Consider the following 16,307-nt stretch of genomic DNA (forward strand, 5'->3'; position numbering starts at 1 on the left):
CTACAGCAAGATGATTCAAAGAAAGGAATTTGATCAGAATCTGGAGGATTTACGACAGCTGCTTAGACAAATGGGCGAGCATGTCGAGCATGCTTTGACGGAGGCGATCAGCGCCCTGCAGGCTCTGGACTCGGCCAAAGCGAAGGAGATCGTGGAGCGCGACGCGGAGCTGAACCGGATGGAGGAGCAGGTCATGGAGATCGGCTCGCGCTTGATCGTGACCCAGCAGCCGGTGGCCAAGGATCTGCGCCGCATCATCGTGGCGTTTAAAATTTCCAGTGATCTGGAGCGGATGGGAGACCTGGCCATCGATATCGCTAAGATAACCACGCGGCTGGAAGGCCAGAAATTAATCAAGCCGTTGATCGATATTCCGAAGATGTCCGAGCTGGTTATTCTGATGCTGCGGGAATCGTTGCAATCGTATTTGGACGAGAATACCGACTTGGCCTATAAAATGGCGAAGGATGACGACGAAGTCGATCACCTGTACAGCCAAATGATCCACGAACTGTATTCGTTTATGATCTCCAACCCGGAATCGCTCCAGCAGGCGATGCTGCTGACGCTGGTGGGCCGGTATATCGAACGGATTGCCGACCATGCGACGAATATCGGCGAAAGTGCCGTTTATCTGGTGACCGGTCACCGGCCGGACCTGAATCAATAATCCGCTTTCCCGCGTCCAACCGGGCGCCGCTTGCGAAAAATTCGCAGGCGGCGCCCGGTTTTTCTTTTCCGTTTCGGGCTTTGGTGTTAACGGGATGGCCCCTGTGTTATCATAAGAAAAGGTAGAAAACTGTGGACGAGGTGTCGTATGGAAAAATTGATACTTATAGATGGAAACAGCATCATTTACCGGGCATTTTTTGCCATGCCGCCGCTCACGAACTCCAGCGGCCTGCATACGAACGCCGTTTACGGTTTTACGAACATGCTGCTGCGCCTGATTCAGGAGGAGCGCCCCACGCATATGCTGGTCGCTTTTGATGCGGGCAAAGTCACGTTCCGTCATGAAGGCTACCAGGAATACAAAGGCGGACGCGACAAGACGCCGCCCGAGCTGTCCGAGCAGTTTCCGCTGATGCGCGAGCTGCTGGAGAGCTTTGGCATCGCCTGGTTTGAGCTGGCCGGATACGAAGCCGACGACATTATCGGCACCTTGAGCAAACGAGCCGAGGAAGCCGGTCAAGAGGTGCTCGTCGTTACCGGCGACAAGGATATGCTGCAAGTGGTGAGCGACCGGGTTAAAGTGGCGCTGACGCGAAAGGGCGTCAGTGAAGTCGAACCTTACGGTCCGCAGCAAATCGAGGAGAAGTACGGGCTCAAGCCGCTGCAAATCATCGATTTGAAAGGGCTGATGGGCGATACGTCCGACAACATTCCCGGCGTGCCGGGGATCGGGGAGAAGACGGCGCTGAAATTGCTGCACCAGTTCGGATCCGTTGAGGAAGTGCTCGCCCACACCGATGAGTTGAAGGGCAAAATGAAGGAAAATCTGGTGAACCACGCGGACGACGCCCGCATGAGCAAACAGCTGGCGACCATTTTCCGCGAGGTTCCCGTTGAACGCACCTGGGAGGAGATGAAGTTTGCCGGCATTCCGGAGGAATCCGCCGTCCCGCTGCTGCGCAAGCTGGAGTTTAAGTCGTTGCTGGAGCGGATGTCCTTTGCCGGCGGCGAGAATGCCCACGGTGAAGCGGCTCCCGCGGAGCAGGTTGAAGTCGAAGTTACGACGGTTGACCGGAACAACCTTTCCGAGCTGATCCTCGATTTGCCGAACATCGAAGGAATCATCGTGGAGTCCTACGGGGAAAATCCGCATCAAGCCACGATGATGGGCATGGTATTGTCCACCGCCAGCCGCCACTATTTCCTGCCGTTTGACGTGCTGCAAGAGGAAGCGGCGGCGGAAATCCGCACCTGGTTGGCCGACGAACGGGTGCCGAAGCGCAGCTACGATCTGCATCGGGCGGATTTGGTGCTGTTCTGGCATGGCGTCGCGTTTGCCGGAGCCGAGCATGATGTGCAGTTGGCCGCCTATTTGCTCGATCCGACGGAAAGCGATCAGACGATCAGCGGTTTGGCCGCGAAATATCAGTTGCCGCCGGTGCCCGGCGACGACGAGGTCTACGGCAAAGGCGCCAAATTCAAGGTGCCGGAGCCGGAGGTGCTGAGCCGTCATCTGGCTCGCAAAGCGGACGCCCTGCTCCGCCTTGTGCCGCTGCAGCGGCAGGAGCTGGCGAAATATGAAATGGAGCGGCTGTTCTACGAACTGGAGATGCCGTTATCCCGGATTCTGGCCGATATGGAGAAGCAGGGCGTCGCCGTGAACAAGGAGGCCCTGAAAGAACTCGGCGTGGAATTTGAAGCCCAGATCAATAAGCTGGTCGCGAGAATTTATGAAATCGCCGGACAGGAGTTTAATATCAATTCGACCAAGCAGTTGGGAGAAATCCTGTTCGACAAGCTGGGACTGCCGGTCATCAAGAAGACCAAAACCGGTTATTCGACGGATGCGGAAGTGCTGGAAAAGTTGGCGCCCTACCATGAGATCGTGCAGTTTATCCTGGAATACCGTCAGTTGGCCAAGCTGCAATCGACGTATGTCGAGGGATTGCTGAAGGAAATTTCGCCGAAAACGGGCAAGGTGCACACGTATTTTCGGCAAACGATCGCCGCCACCGGCCGCTTGAGCAGCCAGTTTCCGAACTTGCAGAACATTCCGATCCGACTCGAGGAAGGCCGCAAAATCCGCAAGGTGTTTGTCCCTTCGGAGGAAGGCTGGTTTATTCTGGCCGCGGATTACTCGCAGATCGAGCTTCGCGTATTGGCGCATATTTCCGGCGACCCGGGGCTTCAGGAAGCGTTCCTGCACGATATGGACATCCATACGAAAACGGCTATGGACGTATTCGGCGTGGGTCCGGATCAGGTGGACGCCAATATGCGCCGCTCGGCCAAAGCCGTCAATTTCGGCATCGTATACGGGATCAGCGATTACGGCTTGTCCCAGAACCTGAACATCACGCGGAAAGAAGCCGCCCGGTTCATCGATCAATATTTCGATGCATTCCAAGGCGTCCGCCGCTACATGGATGAGATCGTCAAGGATGCCAAACGCGACGGGTACGTCAAAACGCTGCTGGAGCGCCGCCGTTATCTGCCGGAGATCAACGCATCGAACTTCAATCTGCGCTCCTTTGCCGAGCGTACAGCTATGAACACGCCGATCCAGGGAACCGCGGCGGACATCATCAAGCTGGCGATGGTTCGGATGGACGAGGAGCTGTACAAGCACGGACTGAAGAGCCGCATGCTGCTTCAGGTCCATGACGAATTGGTGTTCGAGGTTCCGCCGGAGGAGCTGGAGCTCATGAGTAAGCTCGTGCCGGAAACGATGGAGAAAGCGCTGGAGCTTAGCGTGCCGCTGAAGGCCGAAGTGTCCAGCGGAATGAATTGGTACGAAGCGAAGTAGCTCTCGCTATTACATCTTAGTTGGAGGTGACCGATATGCCGGAATTGCCGGAGGTCGAAACGGTCCGACGGACCTTGACCGAACTGGTTGTCGGAAAGACGATCCGGAGCGTTCACGTGTTTCTGCCGCGAATCATTCAGCGGCCGGATGATGTCAAACGCTTCGAAACCGAGCTCGCCGGCCATACGATCGTAGAGATCGGTCGCCGGGGAAAATTTTTGCGCATCGTGATGGACGGGTTGGTGCTGGTCTCCCATTTGCGAATGGAAGGGCGTTACGGGGTTTATCGGACCGGCGATGAGGTGGAGAAACATACCCATGTGATCTTCCGGTTTACGGACGGGACCGAACTCCGCTATAAGGACGTGCGCCAGTTCGGCACCATGCATCTATTTCTGCCGGGAGAGGAATTTACCCAGAAGCCTTTGGCGAAACTGGGGTTGGAGCCGCTGGAGGACTCGTTTACGGCGAAGGCTTTCCAAGAGGCGGTCTCCCGGTGTACCTCGAAGATCAAGCCGGTGCTGCTGAACCAGGAATACATCGTGGGTCTGGGGAATATTTATGTCGATGAAGCTTTGTTCCGGGCGGGCATCCATCCGGAGCATCCGGCGGACAAGCTGACCCGGCGGCAGTTGGAGCGGCTTCACGCCGCGATCGTGGATACGTTGAGCGAAGCGGTGGAAGCTGGGGGCTCCTCCATTAAGTCCTACGTTAATGGACAGGGGGAGATGGGGATGTTCCAGCATTCGCTGCGCATGTACGGACGCCAAGGGGAGCCTTGCCCGAACTGCGGGCAGCCGGTGGAGAAGACCGTAGTTGGGGGGCGGGGAACGCATTTTTGCCCGAACTGCCAGCCGCCTTATCGGACAAGTCGACGGGCAGGCACCCGAACAACGAAAGACGAGCGATAGTGCGAGGTTTCAAGTCAAAACAGTGAGGTGTAAAGGGAATGAACATCGGACTAACCGGAGGCATTGCCACAGGGAAAAGTACGGTTTCCCGCATGCTGGCCAGCCGCGGTGCCGCCGTGATCGATGCGGACGCGATCGCCAGGGAGATTATGGAGCCGGGCCATCCGGTGCTGGCCGCGGTCAGCGAACGTTTCGGTCAGGGTGTTCTTCACCCCGACGGGACGCTCGATCGCAAGAAGCTCGGCGACATCGTCTTCTCGCATCCGGAGGAGCGCAAGGCGCTGGAGGCGTTGACGCATCCCGCCATTCGTTCCGAAATGAAGCGACGCCTGGACGAGCTGGAAGAAGCCGATCCGTACAGGCTGGTGGTGGCGGATATCCCTCTGCTTTACGAATCGGGTCTTGACCCATTATATGAAGAAATTATGGTCGTGTACGTGCCCCGGGAGCTGCAGTTGACCCGATTAATCCATAGAGACGGGTTATCCCGGGAAGAAGCGGAGCAGCGGCTGGGCGCCCAGACGGATATCGAATTAAAAAAGGAGAGGGCGGATATATTGATTGATAACAGCGGTGGACTTGACGAGACGGAGCGGCAGATTGACGTCTTTTGGCGGGATAAGGGACTAGGATGAGGTGGCTACGTAAAAAAAGAGTCCTGCTTCTGCTGTTCATCGGTTTCACGATCCTGATTTTTTTTAATTCCGCATGGCTTTCGTTATTTTATCCGATTTATTATAAAGAAGAAATTCGGTTGCATTCCAAAAACAACGGCTTGGATCCGTTTATCGTCGCGGCGATTATCAAGGTAGAGAGCAATTATAAAGCGGGGGCGGAGTCGCGGAAAGGTGCGCTCGGCATTATGCAGATCATGCCGGACACGGCGGAATGGGTGATCTCCAAGGCGAAGCTGCCCGAGACGACGCTGGAAGAAATCCGCAATGAGACGGAGATGAATATTCGAATCGGTACTTGGTACCTCGGATCGCTGTCCGATCAGTTCGATGGCAACCCGATCGCCATGATCGCCGCTTATAACGCCGGACCGACCCATGTGAAGAACTGGTTGAAAAGCGGGCGTTGGGACGGGCGGCTGGAGACGGCCCAAGACATTCCTTTTGGCGAAACCCGACATTACGTACAGCGGGTCTCCCATTACTACCAGCAGTACCTGAAGATTTACGACGAGTTTTAGGCGGTTCTTTCACGAAAAATAAAAGGAAGCATTGGCTGGCTAAGCGCCACCCCAATGCTTCCTTCGGTGATCGGATTATTTGAATTGACCTGCCAGCTGTTGTTCAGCCAAGGTCACCAGACGTTTCGTAATGAAACCACCGATCGAACCGTTTTCGTAAGAAGTCAGGTTACCAGCATATCCGTCTTGTGGGAAAGAGATGCCAAGCTCCTGAGCGATTTCGTATTTCATTTGATCCAAAGCTCCGGAAGCTTGTCTAACCACCAGGTCGTTCGAAGAGTTATTATTTTGGGCCATGATTGTTCACCTCCTTGTGGTTGGTAACAGTATTATGTGCCGCACTATCAACTTCAATCCGATAAATTTATAGTAATTTATTGCCATGAGGGAACAGGGCTGTTATGACGGCATATTGAGGGGAGGTGCTCTAGTTTGAAATGTCCGTATTGCGATTATTTGGGGACCAAAGTGCTGGATTCGAGGCCGGCCAACGAGAACCGCTCGATCCGCCGCCGCCGCGAGTGCGAGAAATGCAGCCGGCGATTCACGACATTTGAAATGGTGGAGGAAATGCCGCTGATCGTCATCAAGAAGGGGGGAAGCCGAGAGGAATTCAGCCGGGAAAAAATGCTGCGGGGCTTGATTCGGGCCTGCGAGAAACGCCCGGTCTCCGTGGAACAGCTGGAGTCGATCGTATCCGAAGTGGAACGCTCCCTGAGGCATTCGGCCAACGCGGAAGTCGAAAGCCGGGAGATTGGCGAACTGGTGATGGAGCAGCTGTATCCGGTGGATGAGGTGGCTTATGTCCGTTTTGCTTCGGTATACCGCCAATTTAAGGATATCAACATGTTTATGAAAGAACTGAAAGGCCTGCTGTCCAAAAATACGGGGGTCACGGAATAGCTTTACTAATAAAGGGAGAACTCTTCGCCGGGCGGCGGGGAGTTTTTTTTATTATTTTGCAAAGACTAACAAAACCGAGGAGATTTGTCCCTTCATTTTACACAAAGTTTACAAAACGAAAACACAGGATTGATCTTCGCTTTCTATAATCAAATTGTAAATCAAATAAGGGGGATACCTAAGACAATGAAAAAGAGTATGCTATTGGTTTTGACTTTGGTGTTAAGCTTAACGCTGGCGGCCTGCGGTCAAAACAACAACGCAGCACAAAACAACACGGCCGGAACGAACGGCGGCACTACGGATGAAGCGTCCGCGAACAACGGCGGAAATGCGGCGACGACGGACTTGTCCGGATCGATCCTGGCTGTAGGTTCCTCGGCGTTGCAACCTTTGGTAGACCAAGTTTCGAAAAAATTTATGGATCAAAACCCTAACGTTTCTATACAAGTCCAAGGCGGAGGCAGCGGTACCGGGCTGACGCAAGTTTCCGGAGGTCAGGCGGACATCGGGAACTCCGACGTTTTTGCGGAAGAGAAGCTGGAAGCCGCTCAAGCCGGCGAACTGGTTGATCATCAGGTCGCTGTCGTAGCAATGGCCGCCGTTGTGAACCCGGACATTACCGTCGACAATTTGACGAAGGACCAACTGGTGCAAATTTTCACTGGCAAAGTAACGAACTGGAAAGACCTTGGCGGTCCGGATCAAGCGATCCAAATCGTAAACCGTCCGTCGAGTTCCGGGACGCGCGCGACGTTCGAGAAGTACGCGCTCGGAGTCAAAACGGAAGACCTGCAAGGTTCAATCCAAGAGGATTCCTCCGGTACGGTTAAGAAGCTTGTTGGCGAAACGCCGGGAGCCATCGGATATCTTGCCTTGTCTTACCTCGACGATTCCGTGAAAGTCGTGAAATACGAAGGCGTCGATGCAACGGAAGAGAACGTAGCGAACGGGACTTATCCGGTATGGGCCTACGAGCACATGTATACAAAAGGCGAGCCGAATGAAGTCGTCAAAGCGTTCCTGGACTACATGGTTTCTCCCGATGTCCAAGGCGACAACGGCGACGTTGTAGAGCTCGGTTATATTCCGATCAGCAAAATGCAAGTCCAACGCGATGTTGAGGGCAACATCACGCAGAAATAACGAGCAGGACTCGATAACATCATATCGGCACGGCAAGAGGCGGATGGTTCTGCCTCTTTCTGTGCTGTTATTAAAGGGAGAGGTTTCATGGCTCAGTCCGGCGGAAGAAAAAAAATACAACCGCATATCATCGAGGAATGGACCGGCAAGATCTATGCGTCGTTTTGCATCGTGCTGCTGGTGGTCACGATCTTCTCGATGGTTTATTTTGTTGCAACTAAGGGGTTAAGCACCTTTTTTCAAGACGGGATCGCATTTGGCGAAATATTCGGCAGCACGAGTTGGAAACCGGATGGGGAACCTCCGTTATTCGGCGCCTTACCGTTTATCTTGGGGTCGTTCAGCACCTCGATTTTGGCGGCGCTGATCGCGGCCCCGCTCGGCATTTGCGCAGCTTTGTTCATGGTCGAAATCATGCCGAAGTTCGGTAAAAAATATCTGCAGCCGGTCATCGAACTGCTGGCCGGGATTCCTTCGGTCGTTTATGGTTTTGTGGGGCTTAGCGTCATCGTCCCTTTGTATCGGGAACTTTTTCCGGGACAAGGTCTTGGTATCTTGGCCGGAGCGACCGTGTTGTCGATTATGATTTTGCCGACGATCACTTCGATTGCCACCGATGCGCTGGCTGCCCTGCCTCCCGGTTTGAAAGAAGGTTCTTACGCACTTGGCGCAACGCGTTGGCAAACCTTGTCCCGGACCGTATTGCCGACGACCCTGCCGGCCTTGATGACCGGGGTCGTGCTGGGCATGGCCCGGGCGTTCGGGGAAGCCTTGGCCGTTCAGATGGTCATCGGGAACGCACCGCATATTCCGCGCTCGCTCTTTGAATCCACCTCCACCCTGACCAGCGTCATTACGCTGAGTATGGGGAATACGGTGATGGGCACGACGCAAAACAACGTTCTCTGGACGCTGGCGTTGATTTTGATGCTGATGACGTTTGTTTTCGTCTTTATCGTCCGGTGGCTGGAAAGGAGAGCAAAACGATGAGCGCAAGAACTGTAGACAAAATCGCGACGGGCGTTATTATCGCCTTGGCCAGCATGATCGTACTCGTTATGGCGGCCTTGCTCGGCTTTATTCTGGTTCGGGGACTGGGTCATATCAGTTTCGATTTTCTGACGTCCCCGCCCGAAACCATTAAGGAAGGCGGCGGGATCGGCCCGCAATTATTCAATTCTTTGTTCCTCTTGGTCTTGACCATGATCATTACGGTTCCGCTCGGCATCGGTGCGGGAATCTATATGAGCGAATACGCCAAACCGGGGAAGGTCACCGATTTTATCCGTTTGATCGTCGAGGTGTTATCCTCCTTTCCGTCGATCGTCGTCGGTTTGTTCGGTTTGCTCGTCATCGTCAACTTGTTCGGGTTCGGCTTCTCGCTATTCTCGGGGGCGCTGGCGTTAACGGTCTTCAACCTGCCGTTAATGGTGCGGATCACGGAGCAGGGTCTGGCTAGTGTGCCGCAGGCCCAAAAGGAAGCCAGTCTGGCGCTGGGCTTGTCCAAATGGAAGACGATCCAATCGGTGATGCTCCCGATCGCCATACCGATTATCCTGACGGGAACGATTCTGGCGGCGGGCCGCGTGTTCGGCGAAGCTGCAGCGCTGCTCTTTACGGCCGGCATGAGCAGTCCGCGCCTCGACTTCGGCAACTGGAATCCGCTTAGCCCGACGTCGCCGCTGAATCCGTTCCGTCCGGCGGAAACGCTGGCCGTTCATATCTGGAAGATCAATTCCGAGGGCCTGGCGCCGGATGCACCCGAAATCGCCGCCGGCGCTTCGGCCGTCCTGATCCTGACCGTCCTGGCGTTTAACCTGCTGGCCCGCTGGCTCGGACGCGTGATGCTCAAGAAATTTACGGCGACGAAATAGGAGGACGAAGCCAGTGCCTAACATTGAACTATCAACAAAAGACTTAAGCGTTTTTTACGGAGAGAAGCAAGCCGTTAAGAATATCTCGCTCGATTTCGCTTCCCGGCAAGTTACGGCTTTGATCGGCCCTTCCGGCTGCGGCAAATCGACCTTCCTGCGCAGCTTGAACCGGATGAACGATCTGATCAGCGGGGTGAAGATCACGGGGGAGATCTGGATCGGGAACGACAATATCAACGATCCGAAGACCGATGTCGTGCTGCTCCGGCAAAAGATCGGCATGGTCTGGCAGCGGCCGAATCCGTTCCATAAGTCGATTTACGAGAATATCGCGTTTGGGCCGCGTTACCACGGGATCCGGGACAAGAAGAAGCTGGATCGGATCGTCGAAGAATCGCTCACCAAAGCGGCGCTTTGGAACGAAACGAAAGACCGGCTGCATACCTCCGCTTTGGCTTTATCCGGCGGTCAGCAGCAGCGGCTCTGCATTGCCAGATCGATCGCGGTAAATCCGAGCATCATCCTGATGGATGAGCCGGCATCGGCCTTGGACCCGGTGTCCAGCGCCAAAATCGAAGAGTTGATCGCCGACCTGAAGAAGGATTACTGCATTATCATCGTAACGCACAATATGCATCAGGCGGCTCGGGTGTCGGAGAAGACGGCTTTTTTCCTCATGGGGGAACTGGTCGAATACGACGATACGAGCAAAATCTTCACCAATCCGTCCGAAAAGCGGACGGACGATTATATCTCCGGCCGGTTCGGCTAAGCTCCGCGCCGGACCCAGGAATAGAGGCCAAACCGGGAAATCCCTTTCCGGCTTGGCCTTTTTCCGCAAATACAGGGGACAATGCCGGACCGGAGGCGGGGCACAGCCCCGTCCCCGGTCCCTTTTAGATTGGAAAATCCCCGTATATACTGATAACATGAGAGAAAGGACATCATGGCGTAGGCAGCGCCCGGAATGATTAAAGGAGATTGAACCATGAATGTGTTGGATTGGATAGAACGGATGTTTGAGCAATACGGCTATTTTGTCCTGCTGCTCGGATTGCCCATCGATTTTATCGCGCTGCCGCTGCCGCCGGGTCAGACGACGCTGACCTACACGGGATATTTGGCTTATAAAGGCGTGCTTGATTTCCTGCCGGCGATGCTTGCCGGATACGCCGGGTCGGTGATTGGAGTAACGGTCACCTATTTGATCGGCCACCGGGTCGGGGCGCCGCTAATCGAACGATACGGAAAGTGGATTATGGTCAAGCCCTCGCACTTGGACAAAACGAGACGGGTATACGAGAAGTACGGCAACAAGATGCTGCTGATCAGTTTTTTCGTGCCGGGCGTTAGGCAGTTTTTCGGTTATTTTGTCGGCATTATCCGCATCCCTTTTCGAACCTTCGCTTTATATGCTTACACCGGAGCAGCCCTTTGGGTGGCCGCGTTTGTGAGCATCGGATTCGTCTTTGGCGAACAGTGGCAGGTTGCGATCGATCTCGTAGAGAAATATATGAAGTACTTCTTTATGGGATTGGGTGCGCTGGTGGTGGGGCTCGTGTACATGAAATGGCGGCGTTGGAGGGTGAAGGTAGCCAAGCTCTCCCGGTAACGCCCAAAAGGCGCAGGATTGGATCCTGCGCCTTTGTTATTTTTTTCGTCTTTTTTTATTTTCGGGTTTGCTTCGGAGCAACATGAATTGATCAATCAGCGTCTCCTCGGTCTCTCCGCCGAAAGTTGCGCCGCTGCTCTCCGCTTTTTCCTCCTTCAACTTCATCAGGGAGAGCAAATCGAAAAAGTCCCCGAGAACGGTGAACCCGGCACCGATAATCGCCAGGTCGTCCGAGGAAATGTCATTGTCTTGGAGTCTTCGGTATTGACGCCTCTTTTTTCCTCCCAAGAAACACCACCCGCTTTTAAGATTAGACTTGTTCTATCATATGCACACGGCGGTAGAGGTGATTAGGCGGCTGCAACGGAAAGCTTTTCGGTCAAAGCCCGCTCGGGCCCCCCCGGCCTCGCTAACCCAATTTTGCTCATCTCCGCGAATGTCCCGATCGTTCGCAGGCAGGCCGTAATATGATGTTCTATATTTAAAAAGGAGGGAAAATCAATGTCGGGATATGAAAATAGCGTAGGCAACGTAGGTTACGGCGGTTTCTGGACTTCCACAGGCACGATCCTGGTTCTGTTCATCCTGCTGGTCATCATCTCCAGAGCGCTTATCGTATAATTGAGGCGTACGTCTCGACAGAAGGCCCTGCGGCGGCAGGGCCTTTCTTTAATGGCATAAGTCGGCCGGACAAGGTTCGGTATTAAGAAAATATTTTAGCGATGACGGCATATGGGTGAACAGATCTTTGAGGGATGTTCCGTGATAAATGTTACCGATCACAACGGGGTAGCAAAGCTCGGATATCAGGACATCGCCATTTCCATGAAGGTGAAGCTGCTTTTTGCCTTCGATGCAGCGGGAGAAATAAACGCCGGGTTGATCGGCAAACCCCAGCTTCTCGGCAAATCGATCCATACAGGTAAAATAGAGGGTGCTGTCTTCTCTCTTGGCGTCGATCAGTTGTTGAACCGCCTTCTTCAATGAATCGCGGGCGGTCGTGGCCTTCCAGCCGCTATGCGTCATTTCGATGCTGTTCTGAATTTCATGGGTGCGTACGCCAAGCCGATACACATGATCGGCAATCTCCGGAAGACGATGCTCCGTTTCAGCATACAGCAGCGTTTCGAGTACGGTATCGATGGCGGTCGTCGCGCTGTAGGCGATATTTTCCCGGATTTTATGGTACACGGGCTCCGGAATCCCATAGTAACGGGAGAAACTCGCCGCATCGGTGAAATTGAACGAAATATGCAAGGTCGTTAAGCCGGCGTCGGCCAGTTGATCGATGCGCGCCGGAGTCAACAGGCTGGCATTGGAATTTAGCTGCGTTTCGATATCGTTCGCGGCGCAATATTCGACAATCTTCAGGCAATCCTGGAATTTCAAAGTGACTTCCCCGCCCGACAGTCGAACCCGCCGGATCGTGCCGACCTCCTTCAGGATGCGTACGACCTCCTCTCCGCTGATGCTGTTCCCGTCATTCCTTTCATAAGCGCAGCAATAATCGCATTTGAAATTGCAACTCGAGGTAACGCCGACTTCCAAAGCTTCCAACCGGTATTCGGTCGGATTTTCCAGTTCGAGAAATTTGTAGGGGTTCATGTGGTACAGCCTCCCAGCCCGTCAAAATCGTTTTGATCCGTCTTTGTGATTATAAGCGTATAGGCATGGCTGAATTTATGACTTTTTTAACCTTCCGGGTCTCACCGGAATAAACACTGACCGGAGCGAATGGCGGAAGTAAGCTTGGAAATGGCCGAACATTACCAACAGATGAAGAAGGCCGGGAAGGTGGAAGGATAAGGATAAGGTGATCTAAGGTGATCTCGGCCGGCTTACCCCTTTGTTCCCCCCTGCAAACCGAATCCTTTGGACATAAACCGCTGGGACAAGATGTACAACACAATGGACGGGATCGCATACAGGATGGAGAAGGCGGCGAGATTGCCGTATTCGATCATCCCGTATTGGCCGAAGTACTGGTACAGCTTCAGGGAAGCCGGGAAGTTCTCCGGGTTTTGCAGCAAAATGTACGGGACGAAGAAGTTGCCCCAACTGCCCGAGAAGGTGAAGATCGCCACCGTGCAGATCCCCGGGACCATCAGCGGCGCAACAACCTTGCGAATGCCCGTAAATACGGAAGCTCCGTCGACCCACGCCGCTTCTTCCAAATCCAAGGGAACGGAATCCATAAAGTTTTTGAGCATCCAGATGCCGTACGGCATGGATGAAGCCACATAAAACAGGATGACGCCCCAAATCTGGTCATACAGCTTGAGGCTGAGAAACAGCTGATAGACCGGGACCATCACCGCAGTGATCGGCAGGGAGGTCATGAACAGGATGGTCAGCATAAACGGCTTCTTGTATTTCATCTGATACCGGGACAACGGATAGGCGGCGAGCAACGCCAGGACGACGACGAGTACCGCCTGCCCCAGCGACATGATCAGGCCGATAACGAACGCGCGCTGGTTCTCGCGGCTGGTGATCACCTCGAAGTAATTATCCGCCGTGACCCGCTGCGGCAGCTTCAGCGTCTGCATCGCATTGGCATCGACGGAAGCAACCGCTACCCATAGTAAGGGCAGGACAAAGCAGATTCCGATGAAGGTGAGGATCGCATAGGGCATGATCCGGTAGATGATTTTCCGTTGTTTCGCGTTCATAAGGAAGTCTCCTTGCACTTGGACTATTTCAACGAGCGGGTATAGAACAAGCTCAGCACGACCCCAATCAGCAGAAGCAGCAAGGAGATCGCGGTTCCGTACCCCAGTTGATAGTTCACGAAGGCTTGGTTGTACATAAAGATCGGCAGCGTGGTCGTGGAAGTTCCCGGGCCCCCGCCGGTCATGGCGTAGATTAACCCGAAGACGCCTAACGTCTGTAAAGTGACCAGCATCATGTTGGTGGTAAACGTCTCTTTAATGTAAGGGATGATGATTCGGATCAGCACCTGCCACCGCGAGGCGCCGTCGACGACCGCCGCTTCCTCGACTTCGCTGGGCACGTCGTCCAGCGCCGCTTGAAAGACGAGCATCGAGAAGGCCGTGCCGTGCCAAATATTGGCGAGGATGACCGTCAGCATCGGTACCGTATACAGCCAGGTGACCGCCGGAATCCCCAGCGAGGTAATGATCGAATTCAGCGTGCCCTCATCGCCGAAGAAGCTGTACAAGCACAAAGCGCAGACGATCTCCGGGGTGACCCAGCCGGCCAGGACGATCGTGCCGATCACCCGGCGAAACGTCCTGTTCTTGCGCTTCATGAGCAGGGCGATCAGAAAGCCCAGCACCTGCTGCCCGATAACCGCCGAGCCGAACAGGAAGACGAGCGTGTTCCAGATGCTGATCCGGACCGTCGGATCCTCGAACATGTGAAGGTAGTTGTCGAAACCGACGAATTTCAGTTCCCTGGCGGATTCCCCCGTTAAGGCGAGGTTCGTAAACGAATAGAAAAAGGTCAGAAAGACCGGATAGATAAAAAACACCAGCATTATCGCAATCGAAGGGAGCATGAAATACAGCCACGCGTACGAGTTTCGTTTTCTGGAATAACCTTCAGCCGTCATGCTGCTCATGGTTCGTTCTCCTTCCGGAAGGCAATGCTTTGCCGCTAGTTTTTATGGGGAGCGCAACACGTCATTTTTGCATCACCCGGTCCTCGCCGACGATACGGGTCACGTTCTGGGCGTATTTTTGGGCTGCGTCAGCCGGAGAAGTCCCCGTCGCGACGGACTCGACCATCGTCTGGATTTGCGTCGATACTTCCGGGTATTTATCCTGCGCCGGGCGGAATTCGGCGTTCTGCAGATATTCCGTAGCGATTTCGTTGAAGGGCATTTTCGTGTATTCCGGATCTTTGGCGACGTCGGCCCGGACGGTAATGTTGCCCGAGGCGATAACCAGCTTCTGACTGTTCTCCTTGTTTAAAGCGTATTTGATGAACTCCCAGGCTTCGTCTTTATGCTTGGCGTTGCTCGGAATGGACAGCGCCCAGCCTCCGGCGAGGGTGATCGAACCCGGCGCCTGGCCTTGGCTCGTCGGCATGGGGGCAAAGCCCAGCACATCCTTGTACTCCGGCCAAGGGGAAGCGCCGGAATCGAGATAGTTGCCGGTGATCCAGGAACCGTCGAGGGAGATGGCCAGCTTGCCCTGCGGCAAATATTCGCGGGAAGCGGTATTGCCGGCCTGCCCGTTGAGGACCTTGGAGAGCGGCGGTCCGAGCTTTTCCTTGTTCACGGTTTCGACAAACCCTAATGCGTCCCAAATTCCCTGGCTTTGAATGATCCACTTCCCGCTCGCATCGTCATACAACCGTTCGCCGGTGCCGTACAAGAGCATTTCGTACGTCTGCATGGAAGTGGCTTCTCCGGTCGCCTTCCCCATGTTCATCCAGATCGGGACGATGTCCGGCGCTTTTTCCTTGACCGTGCGGGCCGCATCCAGCACTTCCTCCCAGTTCTTCGGCACCCATTCCTCGGGAAGGCCGACCTGCTTGAAAATTTCCTTGTTGTACCAAAGGCCTCGCGAGTCGGTATTGTACGGTACCCCGTACACTTTGCCGTCGCTGGCGGTAACGCCTTTCTTCATCGCTTCGATGAACGAACCGTTCGTCCAGTCCTCCCATTCCATCAGCCGCTCGTCCAGCGGCTCCAAATAACCGGCGCTGGCATCGGAATTGAGAATAAACGTATCTTCCGTCACGATATCCGGCGCGGTATCCTTGGACTTCAAGGCCAAAGCGATTTTGGCGAAGTAATCGCCTTCGGACGCTTGGATCGGCGCCGGCTTGATCTCGACCTCCTTGTTCGGATAGTCGGCGGCGATCTCCGTCAGCCAACGGTACAGCGAGCCTTTCTCCCCGGCTCCGTCATCCCGGTACGTCACGGTAATCGTCGTTTTTCCGGAACTGCCCGACTTTTCATCGGACCCGGAACACCCGGCTAGCAGCGATCCGCCCAAAGCTGTGCACAACAAAACGGAAGCGATGGCCCAACTTCTTTTTTTCATGAATGACATGCTGATCCCTCCCTGGTTTCGTATCCCCGTCGGATTCGGAACTCCTAGCAATTGTGAAAGGTATAACGTTGTATCCGCTTACAAACCTTCCAGTAAAACATACTTGCCGGAGGAACGATTTATTCAAAAATTGCCTCGAAAAACTGGCGGACGAATCGGTTGTG

The 16,307-nt window shown here is 54.3% G+C and carries 18 protein-coding genes; 12 read left to right on the forward strand and 6 right to left on the reverse strand.

Features of this window, described 5'->3' with window-relative positions; all coding sequences use genetic code 11:
* The first annotated feature begins 10 nt into the window (after positions 1-10).
* The 5 genes from phoU to ACZF99_RS07855 all read left to right on the forward strand — a co-directional run bounded on the left by phoU (position 11) and on the right by ACZF99_RS07855 (position 5,584).
* Entirely contained in the window at positions 11-670 is a 660-nt protein-coding gene (gene phoU / locus ACZF99_RS07835) for a phosphate signaling complex protein PhoU (protein WP_483610563.1), read from the forward strand.
* 147 nt (positions 671-817) lie between these two features.
* Positions 818-3,478 carry a DNA polymerase I gene (gene polA, locus ACZF99_RS07840; RefSeq protein ID WP_483610565.1) on the forward strand — a complete coding sequence of 887 codons (2,661 nt, stop codon included), beginning with the start codon at positions 818-820 and terminating at the stop codon, positions 3,476-3,478.
* A 35-nt stretch (positions 3,479-3,513) separates the two neighbouring features.
* Entirely contained in the window at positions 3,514-4,389 is an 876-nt protein-coding gene (gene mutM / locus ACZF99_RS07845; RefSeq protein WP_483610567.1) for a DNA-formamidopyrimidine glycosylase, read from the forward strand.
* 38 nt (positions 4,390-4,427) lie between these two features.
* Positions 4,428-5,024 carry a dephospho-CoA kinase gene (gene coaE / locus ACZF99_RS07850; RefSeq protein WP_483610569.1) on the forward strand — a complete coding sequence of 199 codons (597 nt, stop codon included), beginning with the start codon at positions 4,428-4,430 and terminating at the stop codon, positions 5,022-5,024.
* Positions 5,021-5,584, forward strand: coding sequence for a lytic transglycosylase domain-containing protein (locus ACZF99_RS07855; protein WP_483610571.1), 564 nt, complete (start codon positions 5,021-5,023; stop codon positions 5,582-5,584). Before coaE ends, ACZF99_RS07855 begins: the two co-directional genes overlap by 4 nt.
* A 75-nt stretch (positions 5,585-5,659) precedes the next feature.
* On the opposite strand, the gene ACZF99_RS07860 is transcribed toward ACZF99_RS07855, so the two are convergent.
* Positions 5,660-5,881: an alpha/beta-type small acid-soluble spore protein gene (locus ACZF99_RS07860; RefSeq protein WP_059046046.1), complete on the reverse strand. Its 222-nt coding sequence runs from the start codon at positions 5,879-5,881 to the stop codon at positions 5,660-5,662.
* A gap of 135 nt (positions 5,882-6,016) precedes the next feature.
* Here ACZF99_RS07860 and nrdR point away from each other — a divergent pair, with 135 nt between their 5' ends.
* The 6 genes from nrdR to ACZF99_RS07890 all read left to right on the forward strand — a co-directional run bounded on the left by nrdR (position 6,017) and on the right by ACZF99_RS07890 (position 11,119).
* Positions 6,017-6,487 carry a transcriptional regulator NrdR gene (gene nrdR, locus ACZF99_RS07865; RefSeq protein WP_483610573.1) on the forward strand — a complete coding sequence of 157 codons (471 nt, stop codon included), beginning with the start codon at positions 6,017-6,019 and terminating at the stop codon, positions 6,485-6,487.
* Between the two features lie 186 nt (positions 6,488-6,673).
* On the forward strand, positions 6,674-7,633 hold the full coding sequence (locus ACZF99_RS07870; protein WP_483610575.1) for a phosphate ABC transporter substrate-binding protein: 960 nt from the start codon (positions 6,674-6,676) through the stop codon (positions 7,631-7,633).
* Between the two features lie 87 nt (positions 7,634-7,720).
* A complete protein-coding gene (pstC, locus tag ACZF99_RS07875; RefSeq protein ID WP_483610577.1) occupies positions 7,721-8,623 on the forward strand; it encodes a phosphate ABC transporter permease subunit PstC in 903 nt (300 codons plus the stop codon).
* Positions 8,620-9,507 (forward strand): phosphate ABC transporter permease PstA, encoded by an 888-nt coding sequence (gene pstA, locus ACZF99_RS07880; RefSeq protein WP_483610579.1) that lies wholly within the window; start codon positions 8,620-8,622, stop codon positions 9,505-9,507. Before pstC ends, pstA begins: the two co-directional genes overlap by 4 nt.
* 13 nt (positions 9,508-9,520) lie before the next feature.
* On the forward strand, positions 9,521-10,279 hold the full coding sequence (pstB, locus tag ACZF99_RS07885; RefSeq protein ID WP_483610581.1) for a phosphate ABC transporter ATP-binding protein PstB: 759 nt from the start codon (positions 9,521-9,523) through the stop codon (positions 10,277-10,279).
* 216 nt (positions 10,280-10,495) lie between these two features.
* Positions 10,496-11,119, forward strand: a complete 624-nt coding sequence (locus tag ACZF99_RS07890) for a DedA family protein (protein WP_483610583.1) — start codon at positions 10,496-10,498, stop codon at positions 11,117-11,119.
* A 36-nt stretch (positions 11,120-11,155) separates the two neighbouring features.
* On the opposite strand, the gene ACZF99_RS07895 is transcribed toward ACZF99_RS07890, so the two are convergent.
* The gene (locus ACZF99_RS07895; protein WP_483610585.1) at positions 11,156-11,407 is read right to left on the reverse strand and encodes a hypothetical protein; all 252 of its coding nucleotides are present in this window, start codon (positions 11,405-11,407) and stop codon (positions 11,156-11,158) included.
* A 213-nt stretch (positions 11,408-11,620) separates the two neighbouring features.
* Here ACZF99_RS07895 and ACZF99_RS07900 point away from each other — a divergent pair, with 213 nt between their 5' ends.
* A complete protein-coding gene (locus ACZF99_RS07900) occupies positions 11,621-11,740 on the forward strand; it encodes a sporulation protein YjcZ (protein ID WP_483610587.1) in 120 nt (39 codons plus the stop codon).
* Between the two features lie 48 nt (positions 11,741-11,788).
* Here ACZF99_RS07900 and ACZF99_RS07905 read toward each other — a convergent pair whose 3' ends face one another.
* The 4 genes from ACZF99_RS07905 to ACZF99_RS07920 all read right to left on the reverse strand — a co-directional run bounded on the left by ACZF99_RS07905 (position 11,789) and on the right by ACZF99_RS07920 (position 16,134).
* Entirely contained in the window at positions 11,789-12,724 is a 936-nt protein-coding gene (locus ACZF99_RS07905) for a radical SAM protein (protein ID WP_483610589.1), read from the reverse strand.
* 233 nt (positions 12,725-12,957) lie between these two features.
* Entirely contained in the window at positions 12,958-13,791 is an 834-nt protein-coding gene (locus ACZF99_RS07910; RefSeq protein ID WP_483610591.1) for a carbohydrate ABC transporter permease, read from the reverse strand.
* A gap of 23 nt (positions 13,792-13,814) precedes the next feature.
* Positions 13,815-14,702 (reverse strand): carbohydrate ABC transporter permease, encoded by an 888-nt coding sequence (locus tag ACZF99_RS07915; RefSeq protein ID WP_483610593.1) that lies wholly within the window; start codon positions 14,700-14,702, stop codon positions 13,815-13,817.
* 61 nt (positions 14,703-14,763) lie between these two features.
* Positions 14,764-16,134: an ABC transporter substrate-binding protein gene (locus ACZF99_RS07920; RefSeq protein ID WP_483612605.1), complete on the reverse strand. Its 1,371-nt coding sequence runs from the start codon at positions 16,132-16,134 to the stop codon at positions 14,764-14,766.
* Positions 16,135-16,307: the final 173 nt, after the last annotated feature.

The sequence above is a fragment of the Paenibacillus sp. JL3B1040 genome (assembly GCF_057063165.1).